Origin of the sequence: Bacillus sp. PPSBB_11, from assembly GCF_038023285.1 — a bacterium.
Lineage (GTDB): Bacteria > Bacillota > Bacilli > Bacillales > Bacillaceae > Bacillus > Bacillus altitudinis.
On record NZ_CP150633.1, the window covers coordinates 2,198,105 to 2,217,298 of the forward strand.

At 41.4% G+C, this 19,194-nt stretch carries 13 protein-coding genes; 9 read left to right on the forward strand and 4 right to left on the reverse strand.

The window, feature by feature from the left end; all coding sequences use genetic code 11:
• The first annotated feature begins 102 nt into the window (after positions 1 to 102).
• Positions 103 to 1,467 (forward strand): N-acetylglucosamine-specific PTS transporter subunit IIBC, encoded by a 1,365-nt coding sequence (gene nagE / locus V7L95_RS10725; RefSeq protein ID WP_065459989.1) that lies wholly within the window; start codon positions 103 to 105, stop codon positions 1,465 to 1,467.
• 18 nt (positions 1,468 to 1,485) lie between these two features.
• On the opposite strand, the gene V7L95_RS10730 is transcribed toward nagE, so the two are convergent.
• Positions 1,486 to 2,244: a DUF817 domain-containing protein gene (locus tag V7L95_RS10730; protein ID WP_057078333.1), complete on the reverse strand. Its 759-nt coding sequence runs from the start codon at positions 2,242 to 2,244 to the stop codon at positions 1,486 to 1,488.
• A 194-nt stretch (positions 2,245 to 2,438) separates the two neighbouring features.
• Here V7L95_RS10730 and V7L95_RS10735 point away from each other — a divergent pair, with 194 nt between their 5' ends.
• Positions 2,439 to 2,942 (forward strand): DoxX family protein, encoded by a 504-nt coding sequence (locus V7L95_RS10735; RefSeq protein ID WP_007496570.1) that lies wholly within the window; start codon positions 2,439 to 2,441, stop codon positions 2,940 to 2,942.
• A gap of 42 nt (positions 2,943 to 2,984) precedes the next feature.
• On the opposite strand, the gene V7L95_RS10740 is transcribed toward V7L95_RS10735, so the two are convergent.
• On the reverse strand, positions 2,985 to 3,572 hold the full coding sequence (locus V7L95_RS10740) for a YjgB family protein (protein ID WP_340966276.1): 588 nt from the start codon (positions 3,570 to 3,572) through the stop codon (positions 2,985 to 2,987).
• A 102-nt stretch (positions 3,573 to 3,674) separates the two neighbouring features.
• Entirely contained in the window at positions 3,675 to 5,654 is a 1,980-nt protein-coding gene (locus V7L95_RS10745; protein ID WP_340966278.1) for an LTA synthase family protein, read from the reverse strand.
• A 578-nt stretch (positions 5,655 to 6,232) separates the two neighbouring features.
• Between V7L95_RS10745 and V7L95_RS10750 the strand changes: the two genes are divergently transcribed.
• The 7 genes from V7L95_RS10750 (at position 6,233) to V7L95_RS10780 (ending at position 14,663) form a co-directional block, all read left to right on the forward strand.
• On the forward strand, positions 6,233 to 7,891 hold the full coding sequence (locus tag V7L95_RS10750) for a pyridoxal-dependent decarboxylase (RefSeq protein ID WP_056408471.1): 1,659 nt from the start codon (positions 6,233 to 6,235) through the stop codon (positions 7,889 to 7,891).
• A gap of 31 nt (positions 7,892 to 7,922) precedes the next feature.
• Entirely contained in the window at positions 7,923 to 9,647 is a 1,725-nt protein-coding gene (locus V7L95_RS10755) for a methyl-accepting chemotaxis protein (RefSeq protein ID WP_340966282.1), read from the forward strand.
• Between the two features lie 82 nt (positions 9,648 to 9,729).
• On the forward strand, positions 9,730 to 10,116 hold the full coding sequence (locus V7L95_RS10760; protein WP_008341761.1) for a DUF1992 domain-containing protein: 387 nt from the start codon (positions 9,730 to 9,732) through the stop codon (positions 10,114 to 10,116).
• 162 nt (positions 10,117 to 10,278) lie between these two features.
• Positions 10,279 to 11,712, forward strand: a complete 1,434-nt coding sequence (treP, locus tag V7L95_RS10765) for a PTS system trehalose-specific EIIBC component (RefSeq protein WP_017358785.1) — start codon at positions 10,279 to 10,281, stop codon at positions 11,710 to 11,712.
• A gap of 15 nt (positions 11,713 to 11,727) precedes the next feature.
• Positions 11,728 to 13,428, forward strand: coding sequence for an alpha,alpha-phosphotrehalase (treC, locus tag V7L95_RS10770; protein WP_340966285.1), 1,701 nt, complete (start codon positions 11,728 to 11,730; stop codon positions 13,426 to 13,428).
• 19 nt (positions 13,429 to 13,447) lie between these two features.
• Entirely contained in the window at positions 13,448 to 14,164 is a 717-nt protein-coding gene (treR, locus tag V7L95_RS10775; RefSeq protein WP_340966287.1) for a trehalose operon repressor, read from the forward strand.
• Between the two features lie 64 nt (positions 14,165 to 14,228).
• Complete coding sequence (locus V7L95_RS10780) at positions 14,229 to 14,663, forward strand: terpene synthase (RefSeq protein WP_159145502.1); 435 nt, start codon at positions 14,229 to 14,231, stop codon at positions 14,661 to 14,663.
• 52 nt (positions 14,664 to 14,715) lie between these two features.
• Here the strand turns inward: V7L95_RS10780 and V7L95_RS10785 are convergent, their stop codons facing one another.
• Entirely contained in the window at positions 14,716 to 18,996 is a 4,281-nt protein-coding gene (locus V7L95_RS10785; protein WP_340966289.1) for a multifunctional 2',3'-cyclic-nucleotide 2'-phosphodiesterase/3'-nucleotidase/5'-nucleotidase, read from the reverse strand.
• Positions 18,997 to 19,194: the final 198 nt, after the last annotated feature.

Below are 19,194 nucleotides of genomic sequence, written 5' to 3' on the forward strand. Positions count from 1 at the left end.
TGTGGACAAATTGGTATAGATAACTAGATGTGCATATGATATATTTTTTATGAACATCATGAGAGATTTGTTCATGATGATGACGAAGGGGGGAGAAATAAGATGGTGTTTCAGTTTTTTCAAAAGTTAGGAAAATCATTTATGCTTCCAATCGCTGTGCTTCCTGCAGCGGGTATCATTTTGGCTATTGGGCGAGAAGATGTATTCAACATCCCGTTTATTCATGCGGCAGGAAATGCAATTTTTGCGAATTTGGCTTTAATTTTTGCTATGGGTGTAGCGATTGGTATTTCAAAGGATGGTAACGGAGCAGCGGCGTTATCTGGAGCGATCTCTTATTTTATTTTGTCAGCTGGTACCACGTCGATCAATTCGACCAACAATATGGGGGTATTGGGTGGTATTTTGTGCGGACTTTTGGCAGGTTACGTTTACAATAAATTTAAGGACACGAAACTGCCGGAATACTTAGGTTTCTTTAGTGGAAGACGGCTTGTGCCAATTATGACAGCACTTTTTACCATTCTATTAGCAGCCGTTTTTGGATATGTATGGCCTCCAATTCAAAGTGTGATCAATGATTTAGGGGAGTGGATTTTAAGTCTTGGAGCAACGGGTGCCGGGCTGTTTGGCTTCTTTAACCGCTTGCTCATTCCATTAGGACTTCACCATGTGCTGAATAATCTATTTTGGTTTCAATTCGGTGAATTCAGCGGAGCGACAGGTGATTTAGCGCGGTTCTTCAAAGGCGATCCAAGTGCAGGTGTCTTTATGACTGGTTTCTTCCCAGTGATGATGTTCGGGCTGCCGGCGGCATGTCTCGCGATGGTTGTGACCGCAAAGCCTGAAAAACGAAAAGCAACAGCCGGTCTTATGATTGGAATGGCACTGACGTCATTTATTACAGGAATCACAGAACCAATTGAATTCTCATTTATGTTTTTATCTCCACTTTTATATGGTGTTCATGCGATATTAACTGGTCTTTCGCTCTTTATTGTCAACACCTTAGGCATTCATAGCGGTTTCGCTTTTTCAGCCGGTGCGATTGATTACGTTTTAAGTTTTGGAATTGCGCAAAAACCAATTCTGTTACTTGTGGTTGGGGTCATCTATGGCGTGATTTACTTTGTTGTTTTCTATTTCCTGATTAAATTGTTAAAGCTAAAAACACCGGGCAGGGAAGATGATGACATCGAAGATATCCCAGGGGATGATACACATACTGCCGGAGCAAGTATGCTCGTAGAGGGACTAGGCGGCAAAGACAATATCACCACAATTGACCATTGTGCGACCCGTCTTCGTTTAACAGTAGAAGATACCAATTTATTAAATGAAGGTACATTGAAAAAAGCAGGTGCCAAAGGGGTACTGACGTCAGGAAAAACTTCCGTACAAATCATCATTGGAACAAATGTCGAATTTGTCGCCGATGATCTTCGCAAGGAAGTCGCTCGGGACTAAAAAAAGCGTTCAGCCAGATCAAATGGGCTGAACGTTTTTTTGTTTTCGCTGTTCGATCACCAGTACAATGCTGATGACAACAAGTAAAAACCATGAACTGATTTTACCAAGATGGACGAGAGACCAAGCATGCTGCTGATTTGGATATTGCCATGCTCCTAAAAAGGTCGTGACATTTTCGGCCACCCAAATAAAAAAGCCAATCAGCAAAAACGAGATAACAAGCGGCATACGAAAGGTCGATGAACCGACCTGAAAGGACACTTTTGTTTTTCGAAACACAACCACTAGGAGTAATGTCAGCCACCAGCGTAAATCATAGATCCAGTGATGAGTAAAGAAATTAAGGTAAATACATAAACTGATCCCAATCGAAAGGTACGGCTGAGGCCATGCTTTCACCTTCACGTGAAGCCGAGTCAGTGCCTGATAAATATAGCTTGCCACGCTCGCATACATAAAACCGCTATAGAGCGGAACCCCCAAAATTTTCGTATAAGCTTCTTCAGGATAGGACCATGAACCCATATGTACTTTGTAGATTTCTAAGCCTATTCCAATCACATGAAAGAGACAAATAACCTTCAACTCTGTCAGCGTCTCAAGCCGTAGCATCAGCATGAGAAGCTGTGCCATGAGGCAAAGCAGAAGAATAACATCATATCGATGAAGAAAAGGAATAGACACGACCTTTGATAGGGCAAGCGCCGTAAAGATCATGACAGGAAATAGACAAGAGATGGCCTGTAAATAAGCAAAATGAAATAATGTTTTCATACAAAATGTAACCCCTTTTTACTGTCTGAAATAACTTAGACGGCAATAGCAAGGGGAAAGTTTACCTCGACTAGATATTCATGAACAATTTGTGAATATATATGTGAAAAGGATCACAAATGTATATTAAGTAGTATAATAAGATCATAAAGAAAATGTGAAATATTTCACATAATTTAAAAGGAGGCATCATCATGTTTACAAAATTCTTACAAACGAATGTATGGGCAGCGGTTATCCTTTTGGCAGCAAGACTTTATATCGGATGGACTTGGCTGACATCTGGTATTGGAAAACTAACAGGCGGATTCGATGCATCAGGATATTTGCAATTTGCCATAGCTGAACCTGTTGTGAAAGATGGACATCTTGTTTATCCGTTCTATGTCTGGTTTTTAGAAAATGTCGCGTTGCCAAATGCCGGACTCTTCAGTGCCATGGTCATGTGGGGAGAAATCTTAGTTGGTCTAGGACTAATTGTTGGATTGTTCACAACAACAGCAGCCTTTTTTGGAAGCGTGATGAATGTCTCTTTCTTACTAGCTGGAACCGTTTCTGTTAACCCGCTTCTTCTTCTAATCGCCGTCTTCATTATGGCAGCGAAAGGAAATGCCGGAAAACTTGGCCTTGATTATGTAGCAGGTCCAGTCCTTAAGCGAAAACTGAAAAGAAAGCCGCATTTAGAAGTGGCATCATAATAAAGAAAAGCATCCTGAGCGAAAACTCAGGATGCTTTTTATTTAGGAACCGGCTTTGATGAGGTTAATATGCACCACAGTCAGCTCGTGCTGACTGATATCTGGATCATGTCCGACGACAAATTCGAGCTCATAATCACCGGTCTGATAAACGTATTTTTTCTCTTTTGTTTGCGGGATGGTGCTGACTGAATCTGCTGGTCCAAGCTGTTTCTTTAATAGGGAAGGAGTCATTCCTCCGATATTCGTTTCTTTTTCTACATTTGTTCCAAAATAACGGATTTCGTTAATCTTGCCTTTTTTGTCATAGTGAAAAGCAAATCCAGGGTTGCCCATTTCGGCATGATACAAATCAAAGCCGCTTTGACCCGTTTCTGGATAAGGCTGTCCTAGTTTATGCCGAACGTCTTTTTTTGTTTGAACCCCTATTTTGAGTCCTTCTGCATAGTATGGCATTTGTCCTTTATGCGCCAGCTGATAGATGCTGTTTAGCGCTGCATTCGGCCCTTGAGGAATGGACTGTTCTGCCTGCGTTTGGGTCATGGTGTGCGCTGAAATCGATGGGCTGAAAGCAAATAAGGTGGAAGAAGCGAGTGAAGCGGTCACGACAAAAGCTGCTGTTTTTTTCATGATTAATCAATCCCTCCTTCTTCAACTATACCCGGTGTCATGCGGATCAAACGTAAAAAGCCCCAGCTGATCTTGGATCGGCTGGGGCCTTAAATGAGAAAGTTATTTGGAAGACGAGCTGGATTCATCTTTGGCGGAAGAGGAATCTTTTTCATCCTGTACTTTCTTTGTGTAGTCATAATCATTTCGCTCAATTGGTGTAAAGCCTTTAGGTTTGTAGAAACGGAGTAAATCTTCCGTGACAATCTTATCAGATGTCTCTAGCATCTTTTTCACCGTTTCGTTTTCTTGTGATGCCTTTTCAGTCGGCTCGATTTTTTCACCTGTTTTGTTGCTGTAATAATTGTTGCCTACTTTCGTGTAGTCCTTAGACACGAAGTCTCCATTTCTAAATGGCACAAGCTCTTTAAAGTTCTTCGATAAGATATCAGAACCAGACATTAAATAGTTCTTCGTATCATCTCCGAGCAGGTGGAGAAGGGTAGGCGCAACATCGACTTCACCAGAGTATTTATGAATCTGTCCGCCTTTTACGCCTGGCACATGGATAAAGAGCGGCACACGCATAAGCTGGGCATTTTCATAATCTCCAATTTTTTCGCCAGTCACTTTTTCCATCGCTTCATTATGGTTTTCTGAAATGCCGTAGTGGTCACCGTACATAATGACGACGGTATTGTCATAGAGACCAGATTTCTTCAAGTCATTAAAGAACTGTTCAATGGCTTCATCTAAATAATGAGCAGATTGGAAGTAGTTATCAACGACGGAGTCTCCGAAGTCGCCAGGTTCAAAATCAGTATCACCTTCATCCATACCAAATGGGAAGTGGTTTGACAGCGTAATGAATTTTGAATAAAACGGCTGTTTCAGATTTTCAAGCATTGGCATGGATTCTTTGAAGAACGGTTTGTCTTTCAATCCATAGTTCTTCGTATCTTGTTCATTCATATCGTAGTATTCAGAATCGTAAAATCTGTCATATCCAAAGGACTTAAACATTTCATTTCGGTTCCAGAACGTTTTCGTATTCCCGTGGAATTCTGCGGACGTGTATTGGTCCTTTTTCAAAATGCCAGGAAGCGCCTGATATGTGTTTTGAGCTTTGTTAATAAACACAGAGCCTTGTGATAATGGGAAAAGCCCCGTATCCATCATAAATTCCGCATCAGATGTCTTTCCTTGCCCTGTTTGATGGAAGAAATTGTCAAAATAAAACGTTTTGTTGTTATGGGCTAATGAATTTAGGAAAGGAGTGACCTCTTTTCCATTCACCTTGTAATCAATGACAAAGTTTTGCAGTGATTCAAGAGAAATCGTAATGACGTTCATGCCTTTCGCTTTCCCGTAATAAGCTGGGTTAGGATCAGCGCTGTTCGCCTTTAGATAATTCTCTACATCTGTTACGTCACTTGAATTTGCCAGGGCACGCTGGCTGTTTGATTTCACATTTTGAATGGCATCAAACACCGTAAAATTATAAGCACCCAAGTATTTGACTAAATAATTGCGGTCGAACGATCTTGATAAAAGCTCTGGGCGATCAATTTCTGCTGCGATTAAGTTGACAACAAAGATCAGAACAGAGGACACAAGAACGAGTCTAAACGATTTTGTTTTTTGAACAGGTACAGTCGTACTTGTTTGCTGCTGTCTTTTCATGCGGACTGCGAGTACGATCAAGATGATGGTATCGAGAAAGTAAAACATATCAGTCCAACGCATGAGTGAAAATGCACTATCACCTAATTGTCCGCCATTCGTTCCTGCCTGCATCACTGTAGGCAGCGTGATAAAGTCATTGAAGAATCGATAGTACACGATGTTTGCGTAAAGTAAAAAAGACATGAAAAAGTGAATCACAATGATAGCGGCAGGCTGCCATTTTTTCTTGAACAATAAAGCAAAGCCAAGAAAGAACAAGCTGGAGCTAATAGGATTCACAAAAAGCAAAATATGCTGAAGCACATTTGATATACCAAGTTTAAATTCGATTAAATAAGCTGTATACGTCTTGAGCCATAACAAGATGGCTGCAATTACAAAGAAGCCGAGGCCTCTTTTTTGAATAAATGTTTTCATTTAAACACTCCTTTTCTCCGTTAAACGGAAGAGGCGGAACGAAAGAAAACGAACCATTAGAATATACCATGAAATGCACAAATAGAAAAGTCATAACCGGTGAGCACCTAAGGCAGCCTGTCCGAGCTAGAGTTGGGAAGACATCGAAAACATTCGATTTCCGAAAAACTTTTTGTGAAATCTATCCTAATAATTACAGAAAATTCTGTATTTTTCCTGTTGCTATATCAATAAAACAGGTAAAAAGACACAAGTCTAAAGAATTAATTTGATTTCTACAATGGTGCATTTAGGCGGATTTCCAGTGTTTATTAATGTTTATGCAGGTTAAGTAAAAAAAATGAATGAATAAGCAGCTGAATTGTCTGGATAATAATTCCTTCATGGAAGTATATTAATATATTTTATTGTTTCACAAACATAATGGTTTTGATGTGTATTGTAAGGGTTTTATTCGTTTTGACGAGCGAACAAATTATCTAAATATACTTAAGCGAACAGTTCGACACTATAAACTTTTGAAACGGGGTCGATATAGACAGTGACAGGAAATCTTCCATTGAAAGGATTGATAGTATATGACTGTACGAGCACAGAACCTCGTTCAGAACTGGTTTCCGAGTGAGGACGGAAATGCAGAAGAGCGGAAAGAACTCATTAAATTAATGGAACAGATCATTTCAGGGGTCGATGACCTGAAGGATCCGAACCGTGCTCACCTAAAAGGTGAAAAGAATCGTGAGGAGGACTTTTACAAAAAGCTCACTGAAACAAGTCAAATTCCGATGAACGGACAACAAGCGGAACTTGTGAATGAAGAATTACTGAAGCTTTTACATAATCATCCATACCACACGAAGTATTTCTTCACGAACATTTTGCCAATGGCAAGTACACCAGGAATTCTAGGCATGCTGACGGCTATGCTGGTTAACGGAAACAACCTATGGGATGTGTATGGACCAGCAGGCGCAGAAGCTGAGGTCAGAGTGGTCTCAATGATGTCTAAGCTCATCGGATATGATCCAAATGTGAGCGGGGGCTACACAACATGGGGAGGTCAAGGGGCTATTTTCTCGGGGCTTCGTTTAGCAATTGCGAAAGTTGCACCGGAGTCATTACGAAAAGGTGTCCCGCAAAATCTTTATGCGTTTTGTTCTGATGCAGCACATTACAGCTTATTTAAGTCAATGGAAGCAACAGGGCTTGGCACAGACAACTTAATCAGAATTAAGACGAATAAAGATCATTCGATGGATATGGAAGATTTGCGTTGTCAAATGGAACGTGTTGCCCAAAATGGCGGAATTCCCGTTTATATTGTGGCAACAACCGGAACAACAGATGCCATTGCAATTGATGATGTAAAAGGGGTACGTGAAACGGCAGAAGCCATTGCTGAGGAGTATGGTCTCAAGGTGCCGCATATTCATGCGGATTCGGCGCTTGGTGGATTCTTTGCTTTCTTTAATGAGTATGATGTATCTGAAAACCCGCTGCAATTCTCAGACGGTGTTCTTCGTATGCTAAAAGAAATCAAAGCGAAATTCCAGCATCTTTCTCTTGCTGACACGATGTGCTTTGACTTTCAAAAGCTCGGACAAACACCGTACACATCTAGTTTATTCTTGGTGAAAAACGCTGCTGACTTAAAGCGCTTGGACCTAGAAGAACAAGAAACACCATACGTTGGACATAGAGGATACGGGGAATACCATACCGGTTATACACTGGAATGCTCAAGAATGGGAAGCTCCATCAGCATGCTAAGTGTGCTGCTAACGTTTGGAATTGAAGGATACCAGCGCTTGCTCGGTCAATTTTTAGAGGTGAACCTTGCATTTAGAGAAGCACTTCGTCAGGAAATTCCACAAGCAGAAGTCGTCAATGATGACAATGTCGGAATGGCTACATTGTTTAGAATTTACCTAGACGGCTCTCCTCGTTTTAAGGAAGAAGTGTCTGGAGAAGCAACTGCTATGGAAATTGAGCGCAACAATGATTTGAACAAAATCCTCTTTGAAAAGCTTGGAGAGAAAAGAGACGAAATGTTCTTTGGCGATACAACGAAGTTTTTACAAGTCAATGCCAAAGAAGGTCAAGAATTCTATCTAAGTGTGAGTAAATTTTTTGTGATTTCACCTTATACGTTACCGGAGCATATCCCTCATATCGTATCTTATTTAAAAGATGTGATTGCATCTGTTTGTGGACAATTTGAAAGTGTAGAGGCTTAAATTAAAATTGAGAGTGGAGATGTAGAAAAAAATGGCGAAACAAAGGAAGTTTGGGGGACTTACGATTTCCTCCAAAATCATGTCAGTCGTTGTCGTAACATTACTCGCAACCGTTGCATTATTCGTTCTAACATTTTATTTAGTTAGCCAGGATTTATCTTCCCAATTATTAAAGCAATTTGATTATCGATTAACAACAGATATTGATACAGCGAAAAAAGAAATCGATAATATGGATGGAAATGTCCTTAGCATTAGCGGGAAGGATGATCCTATTTATGTGGAGATCAAAAAGAAATTCACAGAACTACAAAAAGATCATACGCTTGAGAACTTATACGTGTTATCAAATAAGGGCGGCAAAGAAAGAATCATCGTACTAACAGGGGAAGACAATGATTTTGATCAAGATTATGTCTTTTCAGATGAAATGAAACAAGCTCTTTCTGAAGATAAAATGGTCAAAAGCGACATTTACGTTGATTCGTATGGGACTCATAAATCCGTCTTTTTACCAATTAAAGATTCAGGCGGTGAACTCACGGGGATTTTAGGAATTGACTTAGATGCGTCTGTTGTTCCAGCAACAACGAAAAAGCTGACAATTTATATTACAGTAGCATCTGCGATTGTGCTCATCGGTGGATTACTCTTCTCATTCTTCATGGGAAGAAGAATTGCAAAACCAGCACGTTCATTAATGGAATCAGCAGATCGAATTGCAGATGGTGATTTAACTGGCATGGTAGAAGTTCAAAGTCAAGATGAGATCGGTCAATTAGCAGCTTCCTTCCAGAAAATGCAGGGACGGATCAAAGAGCTTATTGGAAAGATCTCAAACTCATCAAGTGAAGTGTCGAAAATGTCTTCGCAGCTTCGCACAGTGACAACAGAATCTAGTCAAAGTGCACAACAAGTGTCAGAAGCGATGACGAATATGAGTGAAGGAATCAATGATTCAGTCGCAAACATTACAGACTGCACAACATCTGTTGCGGAAATCGATACTCAAATCGAAGGCGTGACAAAAGAAGTGGATGAAATGAAATCTGTTTCATCAGAAGTACAAGAGCAGTCAGAATCTGGTCAAAAATTGGTGCAGCATGTGCTTGAACATCTCAACATGTTACACGACATGATGACAAGCTCAAAGCAGGCGGCAGAAGAATTGCAATCACATTCAACAGAAATTGAAAGTGTCATCTCCATTATTACGGACATTTCAGCGCAAACGAATCTGCTTGCACTGAATGCTTCTATTGAAGCCGCCCGTGTAGGAGAAGAAGGAAAAGGATTTGCTGTTGTGGCTGATGAAGTCCGTAAGTTAGCTGAACAGTCAGCTGATGCAGCTAAAACGGTCTCAGACTTAGTCATTGGCACACAGGAAAATAGTCAGCGTGTCCTTGAAAGCGTGGAGGAAAGCAGTAAAGCAGTGGAAGAAGGCCGTGAGCAAATGAAAGGCACCTCGCAGAACTTCGCTGGTATTTATGATGGAGTGTCTCAATTTGCAAGCAGAACGAACAATTTGCTTCAATCTATTCAGCAGGTAGAACGCGCTTATCAAACAATTTCTACATCGATTGAACAAATTTCGGTCGTGTCAGAAGAACATGCGGCAAGCTCTCAAGAAGTAGCGGCAGCAACAGAACAGCAAAGTGCTGGCATGCAGCAAATTTCAAGTGCGATTGAACAGCTCTCTGACATGTCAGAGGACTTGGCACAAATGGTATCTACTTTTAAAATCGACAAAAAATAACGAGAAAGCTGGCTCTTGTGAGAGAGTCAGCTTTTTTGCTATGCTTAACCAAAATATCAGACGATCTGAAAGGAGACGTGTCATGGATTTTGCGCAGAGATTGTCAGAAGAACGGATCAAAAAGGCGATGGACCATGGAGCTTTTGAAGGACTAGCAGGTTTTGGGAAACCTCTGCCAAAGGATGATGCTGCTCATGTACCTGAAGAACTGAGGATGGGCTATCGAATCATGAAAAATGCTGGCTTTGCCGGGGAAGAAACAGCTTTGAAAAAAGAACTAATGACGGTTAAAGAGTTACTGAAAACGAGTATAGATGGAGAAGAAAGAAAAAAACTCTCTCTCGTATGTGAGGAAAAACAAAAACGCCTTGATGAACTCACATCCAAGCGCCAAACGTTTGCTCGACCAGCCTCCTCCTTTTATAAGAATAGGGTCTACGAAAAACTAACGGAGCATAAAAAAAGATGATGACACGCTGCCTCTTTGAGCACATTGAGGGAGCTTTTTTTATGAAAGCGCTACATTTTATTGTTGACTACATGTATATACAAATATAAAATATGAAGTGAACATGTATATACAAGTTTTGATTCTTTTTTCTTATAAAAAAACGATCTCGGAGGGGATAGCATGGCTGATTATCAGGCAGCGGCAGATCAGATTGTGAAAGCCATTGGCGGCAAAGAAAACATTGATCAAGCCACACATTGTGTGACAAGACTTCGTTTTGTGCTAAAAGATGAAGGTAAGGTGGATGAGAAAGCACTAGAACAAATTGATGAAGTGAAGGGATCTTTCTCAGCGAATGGCCAATACCAAGTGGTCATTGGTCAAGGAGTGGTGAATCGGGTTTATGCCGAAATGGTCAAACAGACGGGAATCGGCGAAGCGACAAAAGAGGACGTCAAGCGTGCCTCTGATCAGAAATTAAACCCACTTCAGCGTGCGGTGAAAACGCTTGCAGATATCTTCATTCCAATCCTTCCAGCTATCGTGACAGCCGGTTTATTGATGGGGATTAATAATATTTTAACAGCTCCTGATATTTTCTTTGATCAAAAATCCATTGTGGATGTGTATCCGGCATGGGCGGATTTAGCGAATATGATCAACTTGATTGCAGGTACTGCTTTTACCTTTTTGCCAGCATTAATCGGCTGGTCGGCTGTCAAGCGGTTTGGAGGTAATCCGCTTTTAGGGATGGTCCTTGGACTGATGCTTGTACATCCAGATCTGTTGAATGCGTGGGGGTATGGAGCGGCGGAAAAGACAGGTGACATTCCTGTCTGGAATTTGTTTGGACTTGAAGTACAAAAGGTAGGTTACCAAGGGCAGGTTCTTCCGATACTTGTCGCTTCCTATTTACTCGCAAAGCTCGAATTATTTATTACAAAGCGGACACCTGAAAGTATTCAGTTGTTAGTTGTTGCACCAATTACATTACTACTCATTGGATTTTTATCATTTATCGTCATTGGTCCCGTTACATTTGCGATCGGAAACGTATTAACATCTGGACTCGTCACTGTATTCCAGCAATTCGCAGCACTTGGTGGCCTTTTATATGGCGGATTATATGCAGCGTTAGTCATTACAGGCATGCACCATACGTTCCTAGCGGTCGATATTCAGCTGATTAACTCAAAACTGCACGGCACGTTCCTATGGCCAATGCTCGCACTGTCTAATATCGCTCAAGGATCAGCGGCACTTGCGATGATGTTTGTCTTAAAAGATGAAAAGCAAAAAGGGCTCTCGCTGACATCAAGTATTTCTGCTTACTTGGGGATTACTGAACCGGCGATGTTTGGGGTGAACTTGCGCTATAGATTCCCGTTTATTTTTGCCCTGATCAGTTCAGGGATAGCTGGTATGTTTATTGCCTCACAAGGGGTACTGGCAAGTTCAGTCGGCGTTGGAGGCATTCCAGGAATCTTCTCGATCATTCCGAAATATTGGGGGGCATTTGCCATCGGAATGGTGATTGTGCTGATCGTCCCATTCATTGGTACCCTTTTATATGCAAAACTTAAGAAGAAGGATGTATCACAAGAACTTAACTAGTGGTGGTGAAGGAAATTGAATCAACAAACAAACGAACCGTGGTGGAAAAAAGCCGTGGTCTATCAAATCTATCCGAAGAGCTTTTTAGACACAACAGGCTCTGGTACAGGTGATATCAATGGTGTGACGAAAAAGCTCGACTATATCAAAGAGCTAGGGGCGGATTGTATTTGGCTGACCCCAATGTATGAGTCACCACAGCATGACAATGGTTATGATATTAGTGATTATACAAAAATACATGACATGTACGGCACAATGGCTGATTTTGAACACATGCTGAAAGAAGCACATGAACGAGGGATCCGTGTCATCATGGATCTAGCCGTGAACCATACGTCGATTTTCCATGAGTGGTTTCAAGCCTCCCGAGAGTCGAAGGAGAACCCGTATCGAGACTATTATATTTGGAAGGAGCCGAAAGCGGACGGCTCTCCTCCGAATGACTGGCAGTCAAAGTTTGGCGGGCCAGCGTGGGAATTAGATAAAGCGACAGGTGACTATTATCTTCATTTATATGATGTTACCCAGGCAGACCTCAATTGGGAACATGATGAAGTGCGCAGGAAAGTATATGACATCATGCACTTTTGGTTTGAAAAAGGGATCGATGGATTCAGACTGGATGTCATCAATAACATTTCAAAGGATCAACGCTTTTTAGATGATGCCGGGCAATCAGTGCAAGGTGACGGGCGTATGTACTATACAGATGGGCCGAGAATTCATGAATTCTTGCATGAAATGAATCAGGAAGTGTTTTCGAAATACGATAGCATGACCGTAGGGGAAATGTCTTCAACGAATATTGCAGACTGCATTCGGTATACAAGACCTGATCGGCAGGAGCTGGATATGACGTTTAATTTTCATCATTTAAAAGTTGACTATCCTAACGGTGAAAAGTGGGCCATTGCGCCATTTGATTTTCTAGAGTTGAAATCAATTCTGTCAGAATGGCAGACGAAAATGCATGAGGGCGGCGGCTGGAACGCACTATTTTGGTGCAACCATGATCAGCCACGCATCGTGTCTAGATACGGTGATGATGGCACGTACCATCAGCAATCAGCGAAGATGCTGGCGACCACCATTCATTTGATGCAAGGCACTCCTTATATTTATCAAGGTGAAGAAATTGGGATGAAGAATCCTCGTTTTGAGGACATTTCGTCATACCGCGATATCGAATCACTTAATATGTACGAAGTCATGCTTGAAAAAGGGAAAACAAAGGAAGAAGCTTTGGCGATTTTACAGGTCAAATCAAGAGATAACGCAAGGACACCTATGCAATGGACGTCGGAAAAAAATGTGGGGTTCTCAAAAGGTACGCCTTGGATTGAACCAGCTCAAAACGGCATTTCAGTAGAAGCTGCCTTAAAAGATGAGACGTCGATTTTTTATCATTATCAAGCCCTTTGTAGACTTCGCAAAGAACTTGATGTAATCACCTATGGGAGCTTTACTTTACTGCTTTCAGATGATCCAAAGGTGTTTGCATATGTCCGAGAAGGCAAAGATGAGAAGATCCTCGTGATCAACCATTTTTATGCAGGCGAGACGGACTTTACACTTCCAGATGAGCTTGCAAAGGATGTCAATGACATGAAAGGGCAAGTCCTGCTGTCCAATTATGAGGATGTGCCGGCAGATATCAAGGGATTTACGTTGCGCCCATATGAGTCAATCGTTTATCATTTAACCAAACGCTAGTAAATGGGGCGGAAGGAAAATGAAAGAGAATAAGTTTCGAGTGATTTATGATCAGCTCGCTAGACGAATTGAACAAGGTGAATGGCAGGATAAAGGCATCCTCCCATCAGAACATGAGCTGTCTGTCATGTATGACACATCCCGTGAGACGGTGAGAAAGGCATTAAACATCCTTGTGCAAAATGGCTATATCCAAAAAATTCGTGGGAAAGGCTCAGTATTGCTGAATCGGGAGAAAATGCAGTTCCCAGTTTCGGGTCTTGTCAGCTTTAAAGAGCTTTCCCAAACGCTTGGGCGAAAGACGGTAACAACGGTTCATGAGTTCGGTTTAATCAAGCCAGATCAGTATATTCAGTCTGAGCTGAAAATCAGTGGGCAGGAGGACGTTTGGGAAGTCATTCGCTCTCGCAATATTAGCGGAGAAGAAGTCATTTTAGACAAAGATTACTTCTTGCAAAAACATGTGCCGTTCTTGTCTAAGGACATTTGTGAAGGATCGATCTATGAGTATATTGAAGGAGAACTTGGGGTCTCGATTAGTTACGCTCAAAAGGAATTTGTGGTCGAGCCATGTACTGAAGAAGATGAGAGGTATCTCGATTTGAACGGGTTTGATCATGTGGTGGTGGTGAAAAATTATGTGTTCTTGGAGGATACGAGTCTATTCCAATACACCGAAAGCCGCCACCGGCTAGATCGTTTCAGATTCGTGGATTTTGCTAGAAGAGAGAAGTAGACAGGGCCGAGGCTCTGTCTATTTCAGGTTTTAGGGAAACAAGAGCAACATTCTAGGAGGACAAATGATCAGACTGAATAGACCATTAAAATTACGAGATTTAGAAATTTTTAGCGTGATGAAAGATCACAGGATTTTATGTTATGTCATCATTGAAGACACGCGAAAACCGTTTACGGAAGAAGATAGAAAATTAGAGCCATTATGTTATATGGATGAAGAAGACATTCAAGCGATTTTGAATGTATTTCATATCTCAATTATCAGTGATGAAACATTAAGTGAAGAAGATTTAACCCTTGTGAAATCGTACTTTGCTGAATTTGTGAATAACACGAACTTAACGAATTTCATTACGAGAGAATATGTTCAAGAGGATTTATATGCCGTTGATGATGAAGATGATATCACGTTCTTTAATAGAATGCTGCGTCATATAGGGTCAGATGATGTGAAAGAATTTGATGATCGTCATTGGATGTATTTATCCCAAGATTGATAGTGAGATGGAAGATGGAAAAAGGACAGAGCCAATGCTCTGTCCTTTTCTATTAAGATGATACTTTGTTTCGTGTGCGCTTGCGCTGGTAGTAATAAAGGATACCGCCTGAGGCGAGCATGAGTAAGCCAATCAATACCGCTGTATACATCATCGTTGCCGTATTCGGCAGTGTGCCACCTGGCATGCTGCTTCCATCCTGATTTGGATCCGAACCGCCTGGAGCAGAAGTTCCACCGTCTCCGCCATTTTGGTCTGGAGCTGTTCCAGCCGCTTCACTTTGATTGAGTACGGTGTATTCACTAAAGTGCTCCGTTTTACCTGAGACAATCCCGTTTTCGAATGAACCGTTACTTGTTTTGGCATAGCGGTTTTTCTCACGATCGACATAATAGACACCTGGTTTTTTCGCTTTTTCAGGCGCATCTAATGTAAAGAACAGTGTGACGGGATCTTTAAAGGTAGACACATTTTTCTGATCTTGTTTGATTTGGAAATCGTAAGTGTCGGTTAATGCGTTTTTCACCTTATTTGTTTTTGCCATTGATATATCTGCATCTTGCTCTGACAAATTGGAGAGCGGTAATGCTAGACCGACTTTGTCATGATAGATGGTGACGTTTGGATCTTGCTCTCGTTTCTTCAGTTCAGCTACTTGCCCTTTTGATAGAGACAATTGAACCTTTTTCGCTTCGGTTGCTTTGTCTAAATAGAGCAATGCTTTGTTCGTATGCTGCACATACGTTTGGAATTTCTCATCATCTTGAATGTCATAGGCGCCTTTTCCTTTCAAGCGAGGAAGGAATACTTCTTTCACTCGATGGTCGATGACTGGAGAAATATGACCGTCTGCCTGTTCAATTTGCTCTTTGAAAATTTCATAGTCAACATAGCCTAAGTCTTCACCATGAGACGCTTCTGTAAAGACGCTGTAGCCATCACCGCCTGTGCCGACAAATGCATTAGTCGCCACGCGGTATGTTTTCTGATCATCAATGTCAGTCAGATTGCCATTTTGATCTTTCAATTTGACATCAATCAGTCTGCTGCCAGCTGGTTTACTCAGTGTAAACGTATATTCAATACCGGCTACATGAGGGAATGCGCCTCCGCCTTCTTCAATGCCTGAAAGACCTTGTTCAAGCGCTTTTTTAATTTGACTGCCTTTTAAATCTGCGACATATAGTGTGTTTCCAAAAGGCATCACGGTTAAAATATCCCCTAATGTGATATCTCCTTTTTCAATGCTGCCTCGAATGCCACCGCCGTTTGTAATGGCAAGGTCAGCCCCAGCAGATTCTTGTGCTTTCTTTAACATGCCATCTGCAATTAAGTTTCCAAGGTTCGTTTCCTTTGCACGGACGTGTTCACGCTGTCCATCTAAGAAGACATCTGACGTCCCGACTTTTTCGGTTTTTAAATCTTGGATATCTGCCTTGTACTGATCAAGAATCGCTTTTGCGTCCGCATCTTCTTTCACAGAGTCGTCGATCGTGATGAGGTCAAAAGTAGATTCTTTTGGCTGTACGACGCCTTTTTTGTCAAAGGCCACATCTACTTTTCCTAAAAATTGTCCGTAGTCTTTTACTTGCGCAACAATCGTTGGTTCTTTTTTATTGACGACCTTTAATTTTTCAACAAGGGTGTGGGTGTGACCACCAATGATGAGATCAATGCCATCTACTTTTTGAGCCAGTTCTAGATCACGGTTATAGCCAATATGTGTGAGCGCAATAATTTTATTGATTTTTTCTTCAGTTTGAATGGTATTGACTGTTTCTTTTGCTTTTTTGTATGCATCTTGAAATTGAATGTTGGGACCACTGCTGGATGTAATGGCTGTGTCTTCAGTGGTGAGACCGAATACAGCGACCTTTTCACCATTTACATCAAGCAGAATGTAAGGGTAAATGCCAGCTTCTTTTTTCTCACCAGCTTTAAATGTTGCTGGTTTTTTCACTAAGTCGCTTAACTGTTTTTCCTTAGAGACATTCACGTTTGATGACACGATCGGGAAGTTCGGTTTTTCAAACTGATGACGGTTTTGAGCATCTACGCTGGATGCATCACCTGTCAGGAATTGACGAAGGACAGATGGACCTTTGTCAAATTCATGATTCCCAAACGTCATGGCATCGTATTTCATTAAGTTCATCAGTTTCAGATCGGCAAGTCCTTGCCATTTTGTGAAATAGAGATCACCAGAGAAGACATCTCCAGCGTCTAATAAAATATTGTTTTCGCTTTGGGCGCGAACTTCTTTGATCTTGGTTGCGCGTCTTGCTGCATCATCCAGATGGGCATGTGTATCGTTTGTATGCATCACCGTTAAATGCCAATTGTCTGTTGCAGGTGGTTCTGTTGTACCATCATCTTTAAACGCTAGCTTGTACACGCCAAGTCCGTCTGTGCTGGCATTCCGAATAAAGTCGACGCTGCTTGATTTCTCTGCGAACGGTTTGGCTAAAAGAGAAGATTCAAAAGTGACGGTTGCGCCTTTGATCGGTGCAATGGACCAGTTTTGATCTGCGCTTGGGTTAATGGTTTTTTGTTCAATAATATAATCCATCAGCACTTGGCGGTTCTCATCTGCTGAGGCAAGCACGACTTTATCTTGTGTGAGGTGCGGGAAGCCTCCGCCGCCAGATGCACGGTAGTTGTTTGTCACGACTAAAAATTCTTGATTGTCAGAAACGGGTTTTCCGTTGTAAGACAAGTTTTTGATGCGGTTCGCACTAGCGTTAACAAGTGTGCCCGTTGTGCTGTATTTAGCAGGCTGTGTGACATCTACTTGGTACGTCACACCATCGATTACATCAAAATTATATGAGCGGTATTCTTCGTTTAAAATAGGCTGTTCATTTGAAGTGTTTGGTTTGATTTGGTTAAACTGACCAGCAGACATTTCAAGCCAGTCTTTTACTTCACTGCCTTTTAGTTTTACAATCTGTACGGTGTTATCGTAAAGATAGAGATCGCCGATGTTTTTAATCGCTAAATCACCTTTTGCGATATTTGTATAATAGTTCACACCGTTGCGTCCGCCGGCTTTAAATGGCGCACCCGCAGAGAGAATCGGCAAGTTTTTGTACGAAGTATCTTTCATTTTTTCTTGTGCATACCATTTCTGGGCATCTGTCACGATTTGAATAGAAGGGTCATCCATCACTTGAGCGAAAAAGCTGTTAATGTCTGCTTCTGTTTTTCCAACTGGCTTTCTGACGTAATCTAGGGTGTTTTGGTGAGTTGTTTGAATGGCATTTTTCACTGTACTGTTTTGAGATGTCACCCCGGCAACGGATTCGATTTTGCCTGTTCCGTCTGTGACTTTCCAGTTGCTTCCGTCTGGTTCTAGCGTTAAATCAATGACCCCGAGGTAGCTTCCCCAGTTTTTTGACATGACGACAGGAATGCCATTAATGGTTCCCTTTGCGACATCAAATTTGTCAACGCCGCTATATTCAGCGCTTGGGAATGTGCCATGCTGGTGGCCAGACACAATCGCATCAATGCCTTTTGTTTTCGTGGCAAGGTCAAAGATCATATTTTCTGATCCTTTAGATGAAGCTGTTTTTTCAATTCCTGTATGAGCAAGAGCGACGATGACATCTGCGCCTTTTGCTTTCATTTCTGGAATGGTTTCATTGGCAGACTCCACAATATCTTGCACTTGAACTTGTCCATCTAAATGTTTCTTATCCCACGTCATAATTTGTGGTGGTACGAATCCTATGTAACCGACTTTCAGAGTTTGGGAGGCTCCGTTTGCATCTTTAAAGGTTTTATCCTGAATGACATAAGGAGTAAATCGGTGTTCTCCGTTTAACTTTTTGACGTTCGCATTGACAATCGGGAAGTTGGCGCCCGCAATGGTACCGTCAAGAAAAGATAAACCGTAGTTAAATTCATGATTGCCGAGTGTACCTGCATCATATTTTAATTTGTTGAGTGTATGAATAATGGGGTGAACCTTTGTTTGATTGATGATGCTGTCTTTTTCATTTTTATAAACGTATTCTCCAAGAGGGGTTCCTTGAATCAGGTCTCCGTTATCAACAAGGAGTGTATTAGGATTTTGTGAACGGTGCTTGTCAATCAGCTCGGCTGTTTTTGCCAAACCGAATTCATTTGTTTCTTTGTCGCTGTAATAATCGTAATTCATCATGTTCGCATGAACATCCGTTGTGGCTAAGATACTGACCTTTACGGCGCTGCCGCTTTCTGTTTCTGCATGAGTAGGTACTGCTGGGAGAATGAGACTAATCAACATAATGGAAGTGAGCAGAATAGACAGGTTTTTCCTTCGTTTAGACCTATGTGCTTGCTTCTTCACCTGATCTCCGCCTTTCTAATTTTTTTGACCACAATACCTATTGTAGAAATGTTTCGTTAACTTTTGTAGTTATTTTTTGCAGATTATTGTAAAGATAACATAAATCATACGAATTACCTTGTTAAGGGAATGTGAATGAGTCTAAATGCTTATTTTTATGAAAGGGGGTTTTCTCATAGGGATAGGATGTTTGATTTC